Below are 18,234 nucleotides of genomic sequence, written 5' to 3' on the forward strand. Positions count from 1 at the left end.
AGTTCCCACTCCTTGCAGCCTGCCCTCTTGCTGCTTACGTTGTGACGCATGCCGCATCCCTCGCGCCTCCGTTGCGCGTCCTTTCCATGTCTGTCACGACGCACCGTGCGCGCGGCTCGGGACTCAGGAGCTTATGAAAACATAAAAGCCGACTTCACAGCCGGCTTTCTTCTGATTATACAATAACATTATGTATCTTTAACTATAAGCTGATATTAACTTCAGTTATGCAAAGTAACACCATTAATCTAAATACGTTTGCAAAGTTAAGCATTCGGCTGTAAGCGCGCAATACCTTGAAATAATGAATTTTACGTGCCTCGGAGCATGTCCTGCCACCCGAATCGTGCCTGCCGATACCCTGTTGTTGCTATCAGGCAGCGCGCGCATGCCCGTGACGGCGTGAAAGGCGCGCCCCTCCCGTTGCCTCAACCACTGCATACAGTGTGGCTGCAACTGTTCTGTTTTTACCTTTTTCTTGATTTTTTATCATTATATAAACCGCCTTCGGTGTGGCGGAAGGAAAAAGAACGGTAAATTTGCAGGCATATAAAGCAATGATATGAGCGGAATAAAGAAAATCAATCTTGCCGACAACGCGGTCAGCAAGGAGACGTTATACAACGACGGCGACATAGCCATAGGCAACAGTCTTAGAGGTTCGGAGGGAGAGGACGCTTTCATGTTCGACTTCCACGTGATGGTTCTGTGCACCGGTGGGGAGATTTCGTTCCGCATAAACAGCACGCCATACACAATGAGGAAGAACGACGTGCTCATCTGTCCGCCCGACATGATAGTGAGCGGCATACGCAAGAGCGACGGCATGCAGTGCCGCAGCATAGCCATCTCGCCCGGTTACTTCAGGCGCATACTGCCGATGGTGAACATCGACTGGAACGCCAAGATGGCGTTCGAGACCCATCCCGTGTTCTCGCTCGACGAGAAGGACGCCGCCCTTTTCTGTCAGTATCATGCCCTTTTGCAGAAGAAGGTGGCGTCGAACCTTGGGAAACACCGCACCGAAGTCATCGGTTCGCTCATGCTCGCGTTTCTCTACGAGTTCGGCGATGTGGTGGACAGGTTCGTCGAACGGCAGGGACACACGTTCTCTTCGGCTGAGACAATATTCAACAACTTCATCAACATGCTCACAGACATGCGCCCCAAGAAGCGCAGCGTGAGCTTCTACGCCGGCAGACTGCACATCACGCCCAAATATCTCACTGCCGTATGCAGCGGCGTGAGCGGATGTCCGGCATCCAAGATAATAGACACATACGTGGTGAAGGACATAAGCTACATGCTGAGATACACGCGGAAGTCGGTGAAGGAGATTTCGTGCGACCTCGATTTTCCCAACATCTCGTTCTTCGGGAAATATGTGAAGAAGCATCTGGGCGTGTCGCCAAAGAACTACCGTGAGCGTTTTGTGAAGGACGCGGGCACGGAAACGGGGCGTGACGCGGCGAAAAAAAGAGAGTGACACACCGCAACCCTTCATGCCTCCGCCACCATTGTCATCAACAGCAAACCATCCTATTATACGCAGTCAAACCAAAGTAGAGACGCAAAATCTTGCGTCTCCCGTCCCTTCCATGCCAACATACGCATGCTATAATACGCTGCCAACAAATGCATTCCTCCTTTGTAGAGACGCAAAATCTTGCGTCTCCCGTCCTACCCATGCTAACATGCGCATGCTATAATACGCTGCCAACATACTCACTTCTCCCTCGTGAGACGCAAGATTTTGCGTCTCTACATGCTGCCGCCCTCATTATCATCAACAGCAACATATCCTATTATACGCAGTCAAACCAAAGTAGAGACGCAAAATCTTGCGTCTCCCGTCCTACCCATGCCGACATACGCACGCGACAATACGCTGCCAACAAACGCACCCCTCCCTCGTGAGACGCAAAATCTTGCGTCTCTACAAGGCTGACGCCCTCAATATGCATGCATATATCCCCCACATCCGCCGTGCGTTCTTATCCGCCTGCCACGGTATGGTGGTAAAAATACATGCGCCATCATGACGTTTCGTGACACCTTGTGACTGTTGTCAGCACGGTTTTACGCCCCCGGCGGATGCATAAATATACACTCCGACAGTAAAATATTTTGACAATGGAAAATCGCGGAACAGAAAACGGTGATGCCGGAAAAACGGGAGTGTGGCATTAGGGAGGACAGTAGTGCGATGCTTTTTGCGATGTTTTTATACCCGAACGGGACGGTTACTGATGCACATCGTGCACAGTGACGGTGCGGAAAAGGCTGTATTGCGGTGCGTAAAAGGCTGTGTGATGCGGCGGAACAGCCTCTTTCGCGTCGCGGAACGGGCTTTCCTGCAATGGCGGAAAGCACCTATGGATGTGTTGCGGAGCGCAAACGGCTGGCTGTCAGGGCGTTGTCTTAACTGCACGAGAGCCGCGAATTTGCATGCGTAAAACCATTCGCGTGCAAAAACGGCGGTATTCTGAGGTTGCGGTGAATAATTATTCATTCCGCAACTCCCATTCATGCATATTCTTGCAATATGCGGCAGGCATAGCATACCGTCCTCGCCTTTCCTGTGGGGAGGCATGGAGCGGCATTGTTGAGGGTGTGCGTTGTGGCGGCGTGAAGGCATTGTGCCGCCGCCGTGTCATTCCTGCTCTTCTATCACACCGTTGCCGGGCAGGTGCATGCCAGCCATTATCAGCTTCTTGTCCTTCACATACCCGATGTACTTCTCCCTCGACTCGACAGCCTTCTTGCGGTCCATGTCGTAGGCGGCGCATATCTTCGGGTTCTGCATCTGCAGTGCGTAGCCGTGCATGAGGTCGCCTATGACGAGCAGTCTGCCTGCCTGATATACCGTGTGTCCGGGCGTATGTCCCGGTGCGGGCAACGCTTTCACGCCAAGTGGGAGCGCGTCGGTGTAGGCGAACCGGTGCAGATGTCCGGCATAAGCCTTCATCACCGATGCCGCGAAGGCTGCGTTGTCGCGGTGCTCCTTCTTCACTCTGCGGGCGTTGGTTATCCAGTAGTCGTACTCCTCTTCGGGCACATACACCTCCGACTGCGTGAATACGGGTTTGCCGTCGCGCATGAGTCCGCCTATGTGGTCGCCGTGGAAGTGGGTTATCATAACGTAGTCGATGTCAGTGGGCTTGATGTCCATGGAGTCGAGCAGAGCCAGAAGGCGTCCTCCCCTGTCCGTTCCGTTGCCCGTGTCGAACAGCATTTTCTTCCCTTTCTTCTCTATGAGGAAGCAGCTTATGGACGAAGGCACGCTGCCCTCGGGGGAGAGTATGTTAATGCTGTCGGAGTCGTTCTTGCCGTAGAACAGGCTGTTCGGCATGCGTCTTTCTTCCGCGTTGTCGCGGAAGGATGTGAGACTGGCTGAGTCGATGGTCATCATTGTGATGCCCTGCGGCAGTATGCCCGAGTCGCCGCCAGCCTTTCCGGAGTTTCCGTCACACGCCGTGAAGGCGATCATCGTGGCTGCGGCAAGGATGAGGCTTGCTGGTTTTATTCTTTTCATAGCTTTTTAGTGTTGTGTGTTGATACTGTTCCCTGCCTTGTGCCGGGCAGGATTCGCATTATGGTATGCACCGACGTGGCATGTCGTTGCGGCATGCCCGTGTTCCAGGACAAAAATAAGCAAAATGAGCTATAATCGGAAATATTTTGCGGTTTTTTTTCATTTGAACCCGAATAGGTTATCAGACTTCATCCTTATTTAGTACTGCTGTCAGTCAGATTGGTTTCTGCTTTTATCGAAGATGTAGCGGGCTACATCGGGAAAAAGCGGGAGACAATATGACGGCAGCAGTGCGGAAGAGGGATGAAGAGTTCTGCAAATGAGTAAAAAACGCTATGACGGTCTGATGACCGATTCGGGTTGAACCGCCATTGTGTGTGCGAGGGAGGATGTGGGGACGGGAGTTTCCTTGGCGGACGGACGTGGTGATGTGATACATGGTAGATGTTGTACGACAGAACGTACAGTCTGACGTCATTACGCAGCCTTTTCTTCTGGCATGGTGTAGCGATATGTGATGACTGTAATCGACTTTACGGTGTGAAAAATCGCAACAATTGGGTATTTCACAACTGTCTGCGGTGCATTAATTTTGCAGCTGATGATGATACGTCCGGCTCCTGAGGTATCGCACGAGGATTCCGGAGGATGCGGCGGACGATGGACATCAGTTTGAATTTTTACATTAAAACATAACTTGACGGTATGAAGAAGACAGGAGTTTTTTATGGTTCGAGCACCGGAACGTGCGAGGATATAGCCGGACGGATAGCCGTGCGGCTTGGTGTGGACAGTGCCGACGTGCACAACGTGGCTGACCTTACGGCAGACATGATAGCCGGTTATGACGTGCTGGTGCTCGGCAGCTCCACATGGGGATGCGGTGAGTTGCAGGACGACTGGTATGACGCTCTGGAGCTGTTGAGGAAAACCGGACTGCAGGGCAAGACTGTGGCTCTCTTCGGTTGCGGCGACTCGGAGTCGTACGGCGACACGTTCTGCGACGCCTTGGGCGCGTTGTATGAGGGTCTGAAGGACAGCGGCTGCACGTTCGCGGGCGGAGGAGTGTCTGTTGACGGATATACGTTCGAGTCGTCCACGGCGGTTGTCGACGGCTGTTTCGTGGGTCTTGCCATAGACGATGTGAACGAGAGCGACCTCACCGACGGGCGTATCGGCGCGTGGGCGGAGGCTGTGAAGGCTGAGATAGGCTGACCCTCCGTGCGCCGCGGACACAGGGAGAAGGCGTCACTCATGCGCCGCGCATACTTACAATGAGGCATAAGGAAAGGAGGAAAGACAAGACAATGGAGCGGACTGAGATACATCCCACCGAACTGAAGGTGTTCATGAATCATATATATGAGCTGAAGAAGGGCGTGAGACAGATGGTGCTCTTCACGGTGAACCGAAAGTATGAGGAGGCGGCGGTGAGCCGTCTGCGGAGGCAGAACATCGACTTCATGGTGCAGCCGGTGGACAGCAGAAAGGTGAACCTGTTCTTCGGAAAGAGGGAGTGCATTCATGCCATAAGGCGGATGGTGGACCGTCCGCTCAACCAACTTACTCCGGAGGAGGACTTCATACTCGGAGCCATGCTCGGATATGACATCTGCGCGCAGTGCGAACGCTATTGTCTGCGCAAGGAGAGGGGCACGAGCTGAACGGCAATGTGCCACGTAAGGACTATGGCTGAGACGTGAAAGAATAAAAACATGTCCGGAATCACATGTTCCGGACATGTTTTTTGTATATTTGTTTTTAATCAGGCAGGTTTAATTTGCCCCTCAACAGATTGGATAAAACTCGCGTGGGAACGGACAATAGTAATAATCAGCCGGACTGTTTCGAACCGTCATATTTCCTATGATTTCAAATAACACTTTATCTCAAAAGTATTTTGCGGCAATCAGGAACAATAACAGCTCATGTGTTTTTCGTACAGTTTTTATTCCTCTGTATTCAAAATTTTAACCATCAAACTGTTAGGTCTAAAGGTAAATCGCTGATATCCTTTAGGCGCTTTCCCTGAATCAACATGTCAAGTAATTCAATGGAATCTTCAGCCTGTGCTTCTTTTACAGCTTGCACCAGTTCATAGAGGGCAAAATGATAGACACAGTCAATATCACCTGTACCAAGGGCAAGGGATGCGAGACGCGCCGGCATTGGTTCTCCAGTTACGACAACAATATGCGGAAGGTGTCCCTTCCTGTTTCGGATAAGTCCTAAGGCTTCCGTACGGCTGTTTTGTGCACGGTCGCTACGCATTGTCCACTTTGCTGATATGGAGGCATGTAGTATCGGCAGACCTCCGTTGCTTTTCCGTAAGTCAGCTAATCGGCAGATATTTTCATCAACGATGACCGTATGTTCATTGATGACTTCGTCTGTTTCTGTTTCACGGTAAATGACCACATCGGGAGCCACCATATAGTCATTTCCTATACTGGCGGCAAGACGTGCGTCGTTGTGCATTAGCAGGTTAAGATATTCCAGATGTTCGTATTGGGAGAAACTGCTTGTCTTCATGGCATTGCGGTTGCCAAGCTTGACGATGTGCCATTTCCCTGGACGAAGATTCTGTAGTTTTGGGAAGGTTTCTGATAGGAATTGCATATTGATTTGCTCAAACTTTGCTCCGGAAGTTTGTCCTACTGTTTTTTCTTGTACCTCAGCCATTAATTGGTCTGCTATTCCTCGTGCTATACTGATGGACAGTTTGGATGAGCTGTCAGCATTACTTGGTATACCTCTTGTGTCTACTGTAAGCACACCGTTAGACAGTAATTCTTGATGATAATTTTTTCTCGCTTTTGTGATGAGTGCGTTCATATTCCAATATTTTTTTTATTTGTAGACCTACATTCATAGCTACCGGAGGCGGAAAGGCATTGCCTATCATCCGGCAAGCTGCTGTCTTTCGCTTTCCGAAGTCCCATTCATCAGGGAATCCTTGTAATCTGGCAAGCATTCGAGGTGTGAGCCTGGGCATTCCTCGAAAGTCGGTATCAGGGGCTTCATCTGCTATTCCTTTTCCGTCTACTCCAATATCCGCCCATGCTTTTCTCGCCCTCGTGGGACCCAAATCGGGACCTCCATGTTTTTTGCTTCCACCCACTATGGTAGGTGCTATTTTATCGGCTTTCGCTTTCCATTCATTTGCATACTGCCATCCGTTGGATGACATCAGGTCATAAAGAGTTTCTCCAACGGTTCGAGTCTTTTCCGGCTTCTTATCAGGAAAATCAAAAAAATCGGTCAGACTCTTATGAATACCGACAATAACGACTCTTGGCCGTAACTGAGGTACACCGTAATCAGATGCGTTCAATAATTGTATGTGGGTATTATAGCCATAATCAGACAGAGTCTGTAATACATGGTTTCTGTAAGTGGTGAATTTGGAATCAAGCAGTCCTCTGACATTCTCAATCATAACCGTGCGAGGTTTAATCTCGTGCACAAGACGTAACATTTGTGGGAAGAGATCGCGCTCGTCGTCCTTTCCCAGTTGCTTTCCTGCCACACTGAAAGGCGGACAAGGGACTCCTCCAGAAAGCAAGTCTATTTGTCCTTGATATGGATAGCCGTCAAAATAATGTACGTCCATACAGTGCACGTCCCAATTTGGACGGTTTTTTTTCAAGCACTCACAGTAGTCTTTCTCATATTCAACCAATGCCACATGAGAAAAACCGGCATTCTCAAGCCCTAAGGCTTGTCCTCCTGCTCCAGCGCATATTTCTATGGATTTATACATGATTTCCTGTTTATTGGATGACAAAGGTACTTATTTATTCTTCTTTCTGCATTAAAAGTTTGGTATAATATAATTTTTTTTGTGTTTCTCTTTTGTTGATTTCCATCTGTTCTGCATCAGAAACGCGCAATGGAAGGAAGTATTATTTTCTATTTAACTATTATCAAATCGTCTTCAAGGCACATGTCAATGATGTAGAGTATACTGCGTATCTCCCAGAAATCCTAATAGCTTACATTATTTTTTCTAAATTCATCTGAAATATGGAGAGTTTCGCTATATTTGTATAATATAGGATGCGGCTCGGCAACATCAATCGCGTGAAAACGTTGTTTTCCCGTCTTGCTGCTGCTCTCGCCTTTCGCTATATTTGTAGAATATAGGATGCGGCTCGGCAGTGCCAAGACTGTAGAAACGATGTTTCTCCGTCTTGTCGTTGCTCTCGCCTTTCACTATATTTGTATAATATAGGATGCGACTCGGCAGTGCCAAGACTGTAGAAACGATGTTTCTCCGTCTTGTCGTTGCTCTCGCCTTTAGGCATATTTGTATAATATAGGATGCGGCTCGGCAGTGCCAAGACTGTAGAAACGATGTTTCTCCGTCTTGTCGTTGCTCTCGCCTTTCACTATATTTGCCAATTTATTCATGATGCGTTGAAAATGTGATAGAAGTATGAAGAAAAACCGTATAGAACGTGAGAAAAGGACGGTTCGGATGATGGTGGAGCTTTATTGCCGCCACCGGCTGCACCTCAAGGAGATGCCCGAAGAGTATGTCCGGCTGTGCGACTACGCCTCGGCAAGGCTTTCGCGCTGCCGCTACGGGGAGTCGAAGAGGGCGTGCCAGTATTGCAAGACCCACTGTTACGCTCCGACGCAGCGCGAGATGATAAGGCGTGTGATGCGCTGGACTGGACCGCGCATGATATTCTTCGCTCCGCTTGCCGCCATCCGCCATATGCTCGGAAGGTGACGGCGGAGGCGGCGGGCAGAGCGTACGGTCTTCAGTAAACTACCGGGAACTCGCTTATGCGGAGCGTCGTGCAGCCGTAGGGGATGAGTGTTATCTCCTCCACCGGGCTTTCGGTGGGACAGCCGTGGAACGGTGTGGGACCAGCCATCTCGTTGTACAGCTGCCAGTGTGTGAGTTCCTTAGCCTTCAGCTTTATCTGTATGGGCGCGTTCTCCAGATTCCACGGATAACTGCCTTTGAGCTTCTCCTCGTCTATTATCACCTTGGCTGCGTTCTCGCCTTTGTTAAGGTCGGCGTTAAGAATGCCGTAGTTCCATTTTGAAGGCGATGTCACCTCATAGTAATATCTGCCGAACTGCGCCCTCTCATTCTCAGGGAACTCGCGCTTCTTCCACTCTTCCTCCATCCTCAGACCGTAGACCAGCGGTCCGCGCTCTATGGAGACGGCTCCCTCATGCCATGCGTTTGTGGATATGTGCATAGGGAACGACAGGGTGACAACGTCGCCTTCGCGCCACACGCGGTCTATCCGCAGCACGTTTCCGGTGATCTTCTGAGCCTCGCCGTTCACTCTCACATCTGCCCCGTCACACCATTCGGGTATGCGGAGACTTAGCGGGAAGCTCACGCCCGACTTGCGGTCAGCCTTGGAATGTAGGCGCACGGTCATCCTTATAGTCCCGTCCATGGGATAGGCGGTCTCCTCGCTCACCGTCACCTTGCGTCCGTCAGCCACCAGTGCCGTCACTTCAGAAGGCGAATAAACCAGCGCCGCCAGTCCGTTGTCGGGTGTGGCGTACCACAGGCTCTGCGTGAACTTGGGCCAGCCTTGGTGCATGTTGGAGAAGCAGCACGGATAGCCGGAGAGCGTTCCGAACACTATGTCGGTGCCTTTGTGCGTGCCCTCCTCATAGAAATTGCGTCTGTGGCGCGTTATCATCACCTGGTTTGCCTGCTGGAAATACTGTTTGTACATGAAGTCGTCGGTTATCTGGGTGGGCAGGGCGTTGAAAGCCACGCGCTCAAGATGGCCCGCGAACGACATGTCGCCCGTTATCTCCATCATCTTCTCGAGCGAGAACATCATCTCGACTGCCGAACACAGCTCCGAGCCTTGTGTGGGCACGTTGCCGTGGAGACGCTCGTCACCGCCGTACATGCCCTGCGGCTGTCCGTTGAAACGGCGCAGGTCGGACAGTCCTTTCTTCACGGCACGCAGATATTTCTCGTCCTTCGACTGCTGGTAATATATCACTGGCTCCTTCAGTCCCTGCGCCAGATTGACGCAATGGATGCCTCCCATGCTTGTCAGTTCTTTGCCGTCGAAGAACATTCCGGTGAAGTCGTAGCCCTGGGAATGCAGCAACGAGGCAAGCCTGAGCAGCTCCTCGTCGCCCGTTATGTTGTAAAGCCAGTACACCGCCTGCAGGTTGTCGCATGCGCGGTATTCCGCCCAGAACGTCCAGTTGCCGAGAGGTTTGGAGGGCAGAGTGGCGAGCTGGTAATGGAAATATCTTGTCATGAAATCGACGACACGCCTGTCCTGCGTGGCGGAATAGTACTGCTGCATTATCTTCAGCACCACCATGCGGGGCCACCAGTCGGCTGAGTTGTCGCGCTGCAGACCCGGTTCGTAGCCGTAGTCTTTTGCCGGTCCGAAGTAGCCGTCCTCCCTCTGGCTCTTCAACGTCCATTCTATCCACGGCTGCACTTTCTTCTTCAGTTCCTTGTCGTCGAGGATATAGGCAAGCGGCAGGAGTCCGTCTATCCAGTAAGGACCGCGTTCCCACTGGTCGCCGTCGCCTCCAAGCCACCCGTTGCGCTGCCCCATCACCTCGGGATAGAGCGTGTCCATCTGTCCGGAGGCTCCGTCCTTCTGCCGTCGGAGCATCTCGAGGAGCCAGCCTTTGGCGCGTATGCTGCCCAGCGGAAGCTCTATGTAGGGTTTCTGCAGGAGCGGTGCGCGGTTGTTGGAGTAGCACGGTGCGGTGTCGCCCGATGCCGCCTGAACCGCTGACGCCACTGCGACGAAAGCGGAGATAGCTAAGAATTTCTTCATCATAAGTTGCAAGGTTATATGGTTATCGGTTATTCTGTGCAGGCATGTTGCCGCCTGTGGGCTTCCCGCCATGCGTGGCGGAGCGTGCGGCAACAGTATGGCAAATATACTAATATAAATCCTTAATGACGCCTTATGGTAGGGACAAATTTCACAAATGGCGTCATATTTATCCGAAAAAAGAAACATATAAGGCTTTTCCCTGCCTTTCACGATGTCTTGTAGAATAAGAAAAAGACATCCGCCGGAGCATTGTTCCGGCGGATGTCCCGCAAGGTTGGGTCAGCACAACGCCACCGAGCAGCTTATTGCAGCTATGAGTGTCGCCAGCATGATTATTATTCTCAGAACGAGTATCACCCGTTCAAGGTTCTCATTCGTCATTTCCCGCCTCCTGCACGCCTATCGCGCCGATGATGGTTGTAGCGACGGCAATCAGCACTTTCATGATGACAGTCCACAGGTTGTTGTTCTTTTTGCTCATGTTGTACAGTTTATGTTATGTTTGATTTGTGTTTCCGGTTATACGTTCTCTTCTGTCTCGGGCTCCTTCTCGATGTCGTATGGCAAAGCCTCCTGCACCTTCGCTCCGTAGATGAAGCTCTGTATGCGGTTGCCCTTGGCGTCGATCTTCAGCTCGGGCTGGAAGAGCACGTGTATGCCTTTGATGTTGGCGCCCGGCGTGAAGTCCTTCGCCTTCTCGGCGGATGTGGTGGATATGCCCAGCTTGAACGTTCCGAAGCGGTCGAGCTTCACCCTCATCGAGTTCTGGAGCTGCGTGCGCATCACCTCCACCAGCTCGCTTATGACGGCGAGGATGTCCGAGCGTTTCACGGTGCAGTTGTCCTGCATGATGTCGGCGAGGTCGTCGGTGGTCACCGTTCCCTCGTGCACGGCGCGGGCATACCATCTTCCTTTGAACCTGTCGTTACGCTTGCTCTGATAGATTTTGTACTTTACTGCCATAGTGTTTTTCCTTTCTTTGTGTTTTGTTGGTTTTGATTATTAAGGAGAGACTGTTGTCGGGCGGTGCCTGAGTCACACCTTCAGTGTGCCCGGGCGTGGCGTGCGTGAGCCGTGCCGGCTGTGGCTCGGTGCGCGCCTCGTACTACATCGGGTGTGAGGTCTGCGCCGCATGACTGTTTCTTTTCTCAAGACAAGCCGCGTAAGGCGGTATGACGGTATGCCATCATTGCGTCCGGCAGCGTTATCTTGCGTGAAAGAGTGTCCTCCGCATGGGATTTTCCCTGAATGCGATGCAAAGGTAATGAATTGCCGGACGGTTGTCAATAGTGTTGGGGTGTATACATCGGGGTATGTTGTAAGATGTCTATGGGAAGCGTGTCTTTTCACGGCTGTGCAGCCTGCGGGCTGTGTTACGGCGGTGAGGCGTGGGGATGGGGGCTGACGGATGGCTGTTGCCGGCAGGGTAGGACGGCGTGGAGAAATGAATAAATATGCAGTGTGGAAGTAAAAAATTTTGACAGCCGGAAATCCTGAAATAGAATGCCGGGAGTCCGGAGGCGGTGTTCCGGAGGATGCGGAACGGGCTTTTCCGTAATGGAAGGTGTGCAGTGGCGGATGGGAAAAACCAGCGGAACGGTGCGGAACGGGCTTTCCTGTGGCGCGAGACGGTGTCTTCTGATGTGCGGAAGAGGACTTTCCGTGGTGCGGAAAAGCCTTTCCTGCGATGCGGAAGAGCCTTTTTCGCGGACCTGAAATGCGACGCCCGGACGACGGAACGGCGCAAGCGGCTGTGCCACAGAGAGGTGCGCGATGTGCGCGAGAATGGCGTATTTGCGGCGTGGGATGCCGTTGCGTGGAAAAAAGCGAGTAATGTGGAGTATGCGCTGGATGTTTATTCACTTTCAGGTGACGCGCGCTGCATATTCATGCATGTTTTTCCGGTATCGTGTGATGTCGTTGTGCGGTGTGCCCAGGTGTACCTTATAGTGGCGTACGGCATGCGTATGGCGCCTCGGCTTTGGGTATGGCACTTACGCGCCTGACACGTGCCGGCACGGCGTGTGCCGTGTCTCTCCGGCGGAGTCAGGCGGTTTCGTTGCCTGCGTAAGCCATCGCCTCTGCGCGTGCTATGATGTCTTCCCTTCCGAGACGCTTCATGCTGATGTTGCTCAGGTCGAACTCGTTGTCGTCGTCTGCGGAAGAGTGCGTGCCGGCGGCAGCCTCTTTCTGCTGCAAAGGTCTTTCCTCGCCGCGTTCCTCCGTCTGTGGCAGGGCTGCGGTGGGCTCTTCCTCCATCTTTGTGCGGCTGGTCTTGGCTGCGAAGATCTCGTCGATGAACTGCGGTTCCTTGCGCAGTCTTGTCAGCGTGAGCTTCGATGCCATCTGCTGGCTTTCCTTTTTGCTGTAGCCCGTACCCTCACATCCGGCGATGCCTTCTATCTCTACTGTATATCTGAAGACAGGACTTCCCTGCTCGTCTTTTTTCTGTTCTATTATCTTGAACTCGAGCATCACCCTGTTCTTCTGGCTCCATTCGATGAGCTTGCTTTTGAAGTTCACCTCGCGGTATGCCACTTTGTCGATGTTGATCATCTCGCTCAGGATGCGCTTCTTCATGAACCTCATGCAGGCGTCGTAGCCCCGGTCGAGATAGATGGCTCCCACGAGAGCCTCGAAGGCGTTGCCTCCCATGTAGCTGTTGTGCGACGATCCGTGGCTGCTGTAGCGTATCAGCTGGTTTATGCCCATCTCCTGTGCCAGTCTGTTGAGCATCTCCCGCTGTACGAGCTTGCTCCTCGTGTTTGTCAGGAATCCCTCGCGCTTTCCGGGGAAATGCCGGTATACGATGTCGCCTACGGTCGCGTCGAGAATCGCGTCGCCGAGAAACTCGAGCCTCTCGTTGTTCACCGGCTTTCCTTTCTCGTTGCGCTTGAACATGCTTTTGTGCATCAGTGCGAGCTTGTAGAGCGAAATGTCGTGCGGATAGAATCCTATAATCCTGTATAAAGACAGATAAAGCTCCTTTTCCTTACGGAACGGGAGCTTTATCCGGTCTATGATGTTATTCAGCATATTTCTTGAAAACTACGCATGCGTTGTGACCTCCGAAACCGAATGTGTTGCTCAGTGCGGCTCTCACTTCTCTTTTCTGTGCTTTGTTGAAAGTGAAGTTGAGGTTGTAGTCCACGTTCTCGTCCTTGTCGTCCTCGTCGTGGTTGATTGTGGGAGGTACGATGTCGTTCTTCACGGAGAGTACGGACACCATTGCCTCCACAGCTCCTGCGGCGCCGAGCAGGTGGCCTGTCATCGACTTTGTGGAGCTGATGTTCAGTCTGTATGCAGCCTCTCCGAACACTTCCTTTATGGCTTTTGCCTCAGACACGTCGCCCACGGGGGTTGATGTTCCGTGCACGTTGATGTAGTCGATGTCCTCCGGTTTGAGTCCGGCATCTTCAAGAGCGGCTTCCATCACGAGCTTTGCGCCCAGTCCCTCGGGGTGTGACGCTGTGATGTGGTGTGCGTCTGCGCTCATGCCCTCGCCCACCATCTCGGCGTATATCTTCGCTCCGCGTGCCTTGGCATGTTCCAGTTCCTCAAGTATGAGGCATCCTGCGCCCTCTCCCATGACGAATCCGTCGCGGCTTGCGCTGAACGGGCGTGATGCGTGCTCAGGGTCGTCGTTGCGTGTGGAGAGCGCGTGCATGGCGTTGAATCCGCCCACTCCGCATGCGCAGATGGCAGCCTCTGCTCCGCCGCTCACAATCATGTCAGCCTTGCCCAGGCGTATGAGGTTGAAGGCGTCGGCCAGCGCGTTTGTCGATGAGGCGCATGCCGATGTCGTCGTATAGTTGGGGCCGTGGAAGCCATACATGATGGATATGTGTCCGGACGCGATGTCTGCAATCATTTTCGGAATGAAGAAAGGATTGAATTTAGGTCCGTTCTCTTTGTTCTGTGCGTAGTAAGACACTTCGTCCTCGAATGTCTTGATACCGCCTATGCCTACACCGAATACCACACCCACACGGTTCTTGTCTATTGTCTCCAGATTCATGCCGCTGTCTTTCACCGCCTGCATTGCCGATATGATGGCAAACTGCGTGTAACGGTCCATCTTCCGCGCTTCCTTGCGGTCGATGTAGTCGTTTATGTTGAGGTTTTTCACCTCGCATGCGAACTGTGACTTGAATTTGGAACAATCAAACTGTGTAATGGGAGCAGCACCGCTTTTTCCTGCCACGAGGTTGTTCCATGTCTCCTCGACGTTGTTTCCCACCGGTGTGACAGCACCAAGACCTGTTACTACTACTCTTTTCAATTCCATTATATTAGTATGATTATGTTAGAATAAAAAAATTTATGGTTTATGGTGAACGCATACCTGTAATTTCATTCTGCGGGGCATTTGTCTTGAATATTTGTCATAAGAAACGACAAACACCGGCAATGTCAAAATCGGAATGAAATTACGGTTCATTTACCATAAGCCATAAAGAATAAACTTCAGTAAAGCTTATTTTGTATTTTCCTCGATGTAGCTGATTGCGTCGCCTACAGTAGCTATCTTTTCAGCCTTATCGTCCGGAATGGAAATGCCGAACTCTTTCTCGAATTCCATGATGAGCTCAACAGTGTCCAGGGAGTCTGCACCAAGGTCGTTAGTAAAACTTGCTTCCGGCTTTACGTCTGCTTCATCAACACCGAGTTTGTCAACGATAATGGCTTTTACTTTAGATTCGATTTCTGACATAATTTTAAATTTTAAAGTGTTTGTAAATAATCTTCTTATTTTCCTAAATCGGTGCAAAGGAACAACTTTTTATTTACATAGACAAATATTTTTTTGAAAAATCGACACTTCTTTGCACAAACCTATAACGATTGTGCAAAAAATGCCGTCGTTTTGTTCTTCCAGCCTGATAATCATCATGGTATGTCCGCGTTCGGGAACACACATCGCTGTGTATCAGCGTGTCTGGTGGCGCGAAGTGTGAAAAATAGCCTTATTTATTTGCACATTTGACCCTTTTGAGTTAAATTTGCACGTACATGTGCCGCCTGCGCGGGCTTTTGGAGACATACGTGCGGCATGGCGGCAGGAGGACGTCACTTATTACATTTAAATCTAAACACAATGTCATTCACACAAATCCGCAGCCGCGTGTTCTGTCTGGCGACAGACGGCTACCATGCAAGAAACGCATGGCAAGGCTCGTCGTGCTTCACGGACAGAGGCAAGTCGTCATGCCGGCGGCAGAAACCCTGCCCGGTGGCGTAGCCGCGTGGCTCAGGCGTATGAGGGTGTACAGACAGATGAGAATGTATGACGGTCAGTCCATGAATCACGTGTTATACGGCAAACAAGCACGTTCACTCATATTATAAACAACATCATCAAAGACGGCATGAAAACCGATCACCTTCTGATAATGAGATTCTCGGGGCTGGGAGATGTGGCAATGACGGTGCCTTTGGTATGGTCGCTGGCACGACGCTACCCTCATCTGCGCATCACTGTGCTCAGCAGCCCTTTCGCAAGAGTGCTTTTCGACAGCATGGCACCGAACGTAGGCTTCATGGAAGCCGACCTTAAAAACGAATACCGTGGCGTGAAGGGACTGAACGCTCTTTACCGTCGGCTCACAGCCAAGCAGTTCACGGCAATCGCCGACCTGCACAACGTGCTGCGTTCAGGCTATCTCCGCATGCGCTTCAACATCGACCGCTACCGCGTGGAGCACATAGACAAGCACCGGCGCGAGCGTCGCCAGCTTGTAGCCACCACCGGCAAACAGCTGGTGCAGCTGCCTTCGGTGTTCGAACTGTATGCCGATGTGCTTGCGCGTCTGGGTTATCCGGTCGACATGGAGTTCGATTCAATGTTCCCTCCCACAGGCGGAAACATACGCCTCATCTCACCTCTCGTGGGCGAGAAAAAGCCGTTCCAGCAATGGATAGGCATAGCTCCGTTCGGCGCATATCAGGGAAAGACCTATCCGTTGCCGCTCATGGAGGGTGTGATAGACGAGCTTACGCGCCGTCATCCGTCGTGCCGCATATTCCTGTTCGGTGACGGCAGCGAGAGGGAAAGGCTCGCGCTCGACGCCATGGCGGACAGCCGCAAGAACTGCATCAACGCCTCCGCCGTGCTCGGGTCGGTTTACAACGAGCTTGTACTCATGAGTCATCTCGACGTGATGCTTAGCATGGACAGTGCCGCCATGCATCTCGCGTCGATTGCCGGAGCCACGGTGGTGAGCGTGTGGGGAGCCACTCATCCGCTCGCTGGATACACCGGATGGCGTCAGCGTGCCGATGACGTGGTGCAGGCAGACCTGTCATGCCGCCCTTGCAGCATCTCCGGCAACAGACCGTGTCTGCGGGGTGACTACGCATGCCTTACGTCGATAGAGCCAGGAAGGGTCGCCGACAGCGTAGACCGCGTGCTTGTGCGGTATGGCGGAGTGTAGGAGCGGAAACATCATAAGGTCATAAATATAAAATGAGGAGATGCCGGGTCAGGCATCTCCTCTTTGTTTTAATAAGTTGTTTTCCGCTTCGTAAGGTAGTATTATAAGGTATATGTGGCTATGCACATATTTATATGTTATTCACGCGACGCTCCGGTCGTCCAGAGACATTGTGTCCGCCGCATGACTCTTCCCTGTGTGTCCTATCCGAATAGCGACATCGCGATGCCGCGTTCGAGCCCCCGCAGCTCTGCCAGTCCGCGCAGACGTCCTATGCAGGAGTATCCCGGATTGGTGTGTTTGTGCAGGTCGTCTATCATCTGATGCCCGTGGTCGGGGCGCACCGGTATAGACACCTTGCGCCTCTGCTGCACCTCCAGCAGTGCCTTCATCATTCCGTACATGTCCACATCGCCCTCCAGATGGTTCGCCTCGTAGAAGTTTCCGTCGTCGTCGCGGTGCGTGCTGCGCAGGTGTACGAAGTTTATGCGGTCGCCGAATTCATACATCATCGCCACCAGATCGTTGTCGGCGCGCACTCCCAACGAGCCTGTGCACAGACAAAGTCCGTTCGACGGGTTGGGCACACGTTCCGTGAGCAGCCTGAAGTCGTCTGCCGTGGAGAGGATGCGCGGCAGTCCGAAGAGCGGGAAAGGCGGGTCGTCGGGATGTATCACGAGGCTTGTGCCGGTCTCGTCTGCCACAGGCGCGATTTCCGAAAGGAAAAAGACAAGGTTGTCGCGCAGCCTCTCGGCACCGATGCCCTGGTAGCGCCGCAGTGCGGTTCTGAACTGTTCGAGTGTGAAACTCTCCTCCGCTCCGGGCAGACCTGCTATTATGTTGCGCGTGAGGACACGTTTCTCCTCCTCCGTCATGCGCTCGTAGCACTCACGGGCAGCCTCTTTCTCCGTGTCGGTATATTCTTCCTCAGCCTCCTGTCTTTTCAGGATGAAGAGGTCGAACGCCATCATCGCCGCCTTCTCGAAGCGCAGAGCCTTTGAGCCGTCGGGCATTGTGAACGCCAGGTCCGTGCGTGTCCAGTCGAGCACAGGCATGAAGTTGTATGTCACGCACCGTATGCCGCACTCCGCCAGATTGCGTAGTGTAGTCTTGTAATTGTCTATATGGCGCATGAAGTCGCCCGTCCGCGTCTTTATGTCCTCGTGCACAGGCACGCTCTCCACGACGCTCCACACGAGTCCTGCCTCCTCTATGAGCTTCTTTCTCCGCATTATCTCGTCTGTGCTCCACACTTCTCCGTTGGGTATATGGTGCAGTGCGTGCACCACGTCTGTGGCTCCTGCCTGCCGTATGTCCCACAGGCTCACCGGGTCGTCCGGTCCGTACCATCGCCACGACTGTCTGCATAAATACATGATTCCTGAATGTTTTGTAGTTTTGTTAAAACAGTTTCTCATCAAGCCTTATACTGTCCCGCATGCGCATGCCACGTATATGGCGTGCC

General features: G+C 52.2%; 17 protein-coding genes. 7 read left to right on the plus strand and 10 right to left on the minus strand.

What is annotated here, in order from left to right:
- Window positions 1-562 precede the first annotated feature (562 nt).
- Window positions 563-1,486, plus strand: coding sequence for an AraC family transcriptional regulator (locus BN4609_RS12065; RefSeq protein ID WP_068856884.1), 924 nt, complete (start codon window positions 563-565; stop codon window positions 1,484-1,486).
- A 1,167-nt stretch (window positions 1,487-2,653) separates the two neighbouring features.
- On the opposite strand, the gene BN4609_RS12070 is transcribed toward BN4609_RS12065, so the two are convergent.
- On the minus strand, window positions 2,654-3,535 hold the full coding sequence (locus tag BN4609_RS12070) for an MBL fold metallo-hydrolase (RefSeq protein WP_068856885.1): 882 nt from the start codon (window positions 3,533-3,535) through the stop codon (window positions 2,654-2,656).
- Between the two features lie 705 nt (window positions 3,536-4,240).
- On the opposite strand from BN4609_RS12070, the gene fldA reads away from it, so the two are divergent.
- Both fldA and BN4609_RS12080 read left to right on the plus strand, forming a co-directional pair.
- Window positions 4,241-4,750 (plus strand): flavodoxin FldA, encoded by a 510-nt coding sequence (gene fldA, locus BN4609_RS12075; protein ID WP_021992350.1) that lies wholly within the window; start codon window positions 4,241-4,243, stop codon window positions 4,748-4,750.
- A 92-nt stretch (window positions 4,751-4,842) separates the two neighbouring features.
- Complete coding sequence (locus tag BN4609_RS12080) at window positions 4,843-5,199, plus strand: DUF2023 family protein (RefSeq protein WP_021992349.1); 357 nt, start codon at window positions 4,843-4,845, stop codon at window positions 5,197-5,199.
- Between the two features lie 313 nt (window positions 5,200-5,512).
- On the opposite strand, the gene BN4609_RS12085 is transcribed toward BN4609_RS12080, so the two are convergent.
- Both BN4609_RS12085 and BN4609_RS12090 read right to left on the minus strand, forming a co-directional pair.
- Window positions 5,513-6,370 (minus strand): NgoMIV family type II restriction endonuclease, encoded by an 858-nt coding sequence (locus BN4609_RS12085; RefSeq protein ID WP_068856886.1) that lies wholly within the window; start codon window positions 6,368-6,370, stop codon window positions 5,513-5,515.
- Window positions 6,315-7,298 carry a DNA cytosine methyltransferase gene (locus BN4609_RS12090; protein ID WP_084791614.1) on the minus strand — a complete coding sequence of 328 codons (984 nt, stop codon included), beginning with the start codon at window positions 7,296-7,298 and terminating at the stop codon, window positions 6,315-6,317. The genes BN4609_RS12085 and BN4609_RS12090 overlap by 56 nt, the downstream gene beginning before the upstream one ends.
- A gap of 675 nt (window positions 7,299-7,973) precedes the next feature.
- Here BN4609_RS12090 and BN4609_RS12095 point away from each other — a divergent pair.
- The gene (locus BN4609_RS12095; RefSeq protein ID WP_068856887.1) at window positions 7,974-8,273 is read left to right on the plus strand and encodes a nitrous oxide-stimulated promoter family protein; all 300 of its coding nucleotides are present in this window, start codon (window positions 7,974-7,976) and stop codon (window positions 8,271-8,273) included.
- 31 nt (window positions 8,274-8,304) lie between these two features.
- Here the strand turns inward: BN4609_RS12095 and BN4609_RS12100 are convergent, their stop codons facing one another.
- The 3 genes from BN4609_RS12100 to BN4609_RS12105 all read right to left on the minus strand — a co-directional run bounded on the left by BN4609_RS12100 (window position 8,305) and on the right by BN4609_RS12105 (window position 11,298).
- The gene (locus BN4609_RS12100; protein WP_068856991.1) at window positions 8,305-10,332 is read right to left on the minus strand and encodes a beta-L-arabinofuranosidase domain-containing protein; all 2,028 of its coding nucleotides are present in this window, start codon (window positions 10,330-10,332) and stop codon (window positions 8,305-8,307) included.
- Window positions 10,333-10,705: 373 nt separating this feature from the next.
- Window positions 10,706-10,816, minus strand: coding sequence for a smalltalk protein (locus tag BN4609_RS16635; protein WP_021994355.1), 111 nt, complete (start codon window positions 10,814-10,816; stop codon window positions 10,706-10,708).
- A gap of 38 nt (window positions 10,817-10,854) precedes the next feature.
- Window positions 10,855-11,298, minus strand: a complete 444-nt coding sequence (locus BN4609_RS12105) for an HU family DNA-binding protein (protein ID WP_068856888.1) — start codon at window positions 11,296-11,298, stop codon at window positions 10,855-10,857.
- Between the two features lie 608 nt (window positions 11,299-11,906).
- Between BN4609_RS12105 and BN4609_RS12110 the strand changes: the two genes are divergently transcribed.
- Window positions 11,907-12,341: a hypothetical protein gene (locus tag BN4609_RS12110; protein WP_164071684.1), complete on the plus strand. Its 435-nt coding sequence runs from the start codon at window positions 11,907-11,909 to the stop codon at window positions 12,339-12,341.
- A 40-nt stretch (window positions 12,342-12,381) separates the two neighbouring features.
- On the opposite strand, the gene rnc is transcribed toward BN4609_RS12110, so the two are convergent.
- From rnc to BN4609_RS12125, 3 genes are all read right to left on the minus strand, one after another.
- Window positions 12,382-13,371, minus strand: coding sequence for a ribonuclease III (gene rnc, locus BN4609_RS12115; RefSeq protein WP_068856890.1), 990 nt, complete (start codon window positions 13,369-13,371; stop codon window positions 12,382-12,384).
- Window positions 13,361-14,623: a beta-ketoacyl-ACP synthase II gene (gene fabF, locus BN4609_RS12120; RefSeq protein WP_021994359.1), complete on the minus strand. Its 1,263-nt coding sequence runs from the start codon at window positions 14,621-14,623 to the stop codon at window positions 13,361-13,363. The genes rnc and fabF overlap by 11 nt, the downstream gene beginning before the upstream one ends.
- A 189-nt stretch (window positions 14,624-14,812) precedes the next feature.
- Entirely contained in the window at window positions 14,813-15,049 is a 237-nt protein-coding gene (locus BN4609_RS12125; RefSeq protein ID WP_021994360.1) for an acyl carrier protein, read from the minus strand.
- Between the two features lie 384 nt (window positions 15,050-15,433).
- On the opposite strand from BN4609_RS12125, the gene BN4609_RS16640 reads away from it, so the two are divergent.
- Window positions 15,434-15,577, plus strand: coding sequence for a hypothetical protein (locus BN4609_RS16640; protein ID WP_164071685.1), 144 nt, complete (start codon window positions 15,434-15,436; stop codon window positions 15,575-15,577).
- Between the two features lie 127 nt (window positions 15,578-15,704).
- Entirely contained in the window at window positions 15,705-16,769 is a 1,065-nt protein-coding gene (locus tag BN4609_RS12135) for a glycosyltransferase family 9 protein (RefSeq protein WP_068856892.1), read from the plus strand.
- A 203-nt stretch (window positions 16,770-16,972) separates the two neighbouring features.
- Here BN4609_RS12135 and uxuA read toward each other — a convergent pair whose 3' ends face one another.
- Window positions 16,973-18,145, minus strand: a complete 1,173-nt coding sequence (gene uxuA, locus BN4609_RS12140; RefSeq protein WP_068856893.1) for a mannonate dehydratase — start codon at window positions 18,143-18,145, stop codon at window positions 16,973-16,975.
- Window positions 18,146-18,234 lie beyond the last annotated feature (89 nt).

The sequence above is a fragment of the Leyella lascolaii genome, assembly GCF_900079775.1.
GTDB classification, from domain to species: Bacteria; Bacteroidota; Bacteroidia; order Bacteroidales; family Bacteroidaceae; genus Prevotella; species Prevotella lascolaii.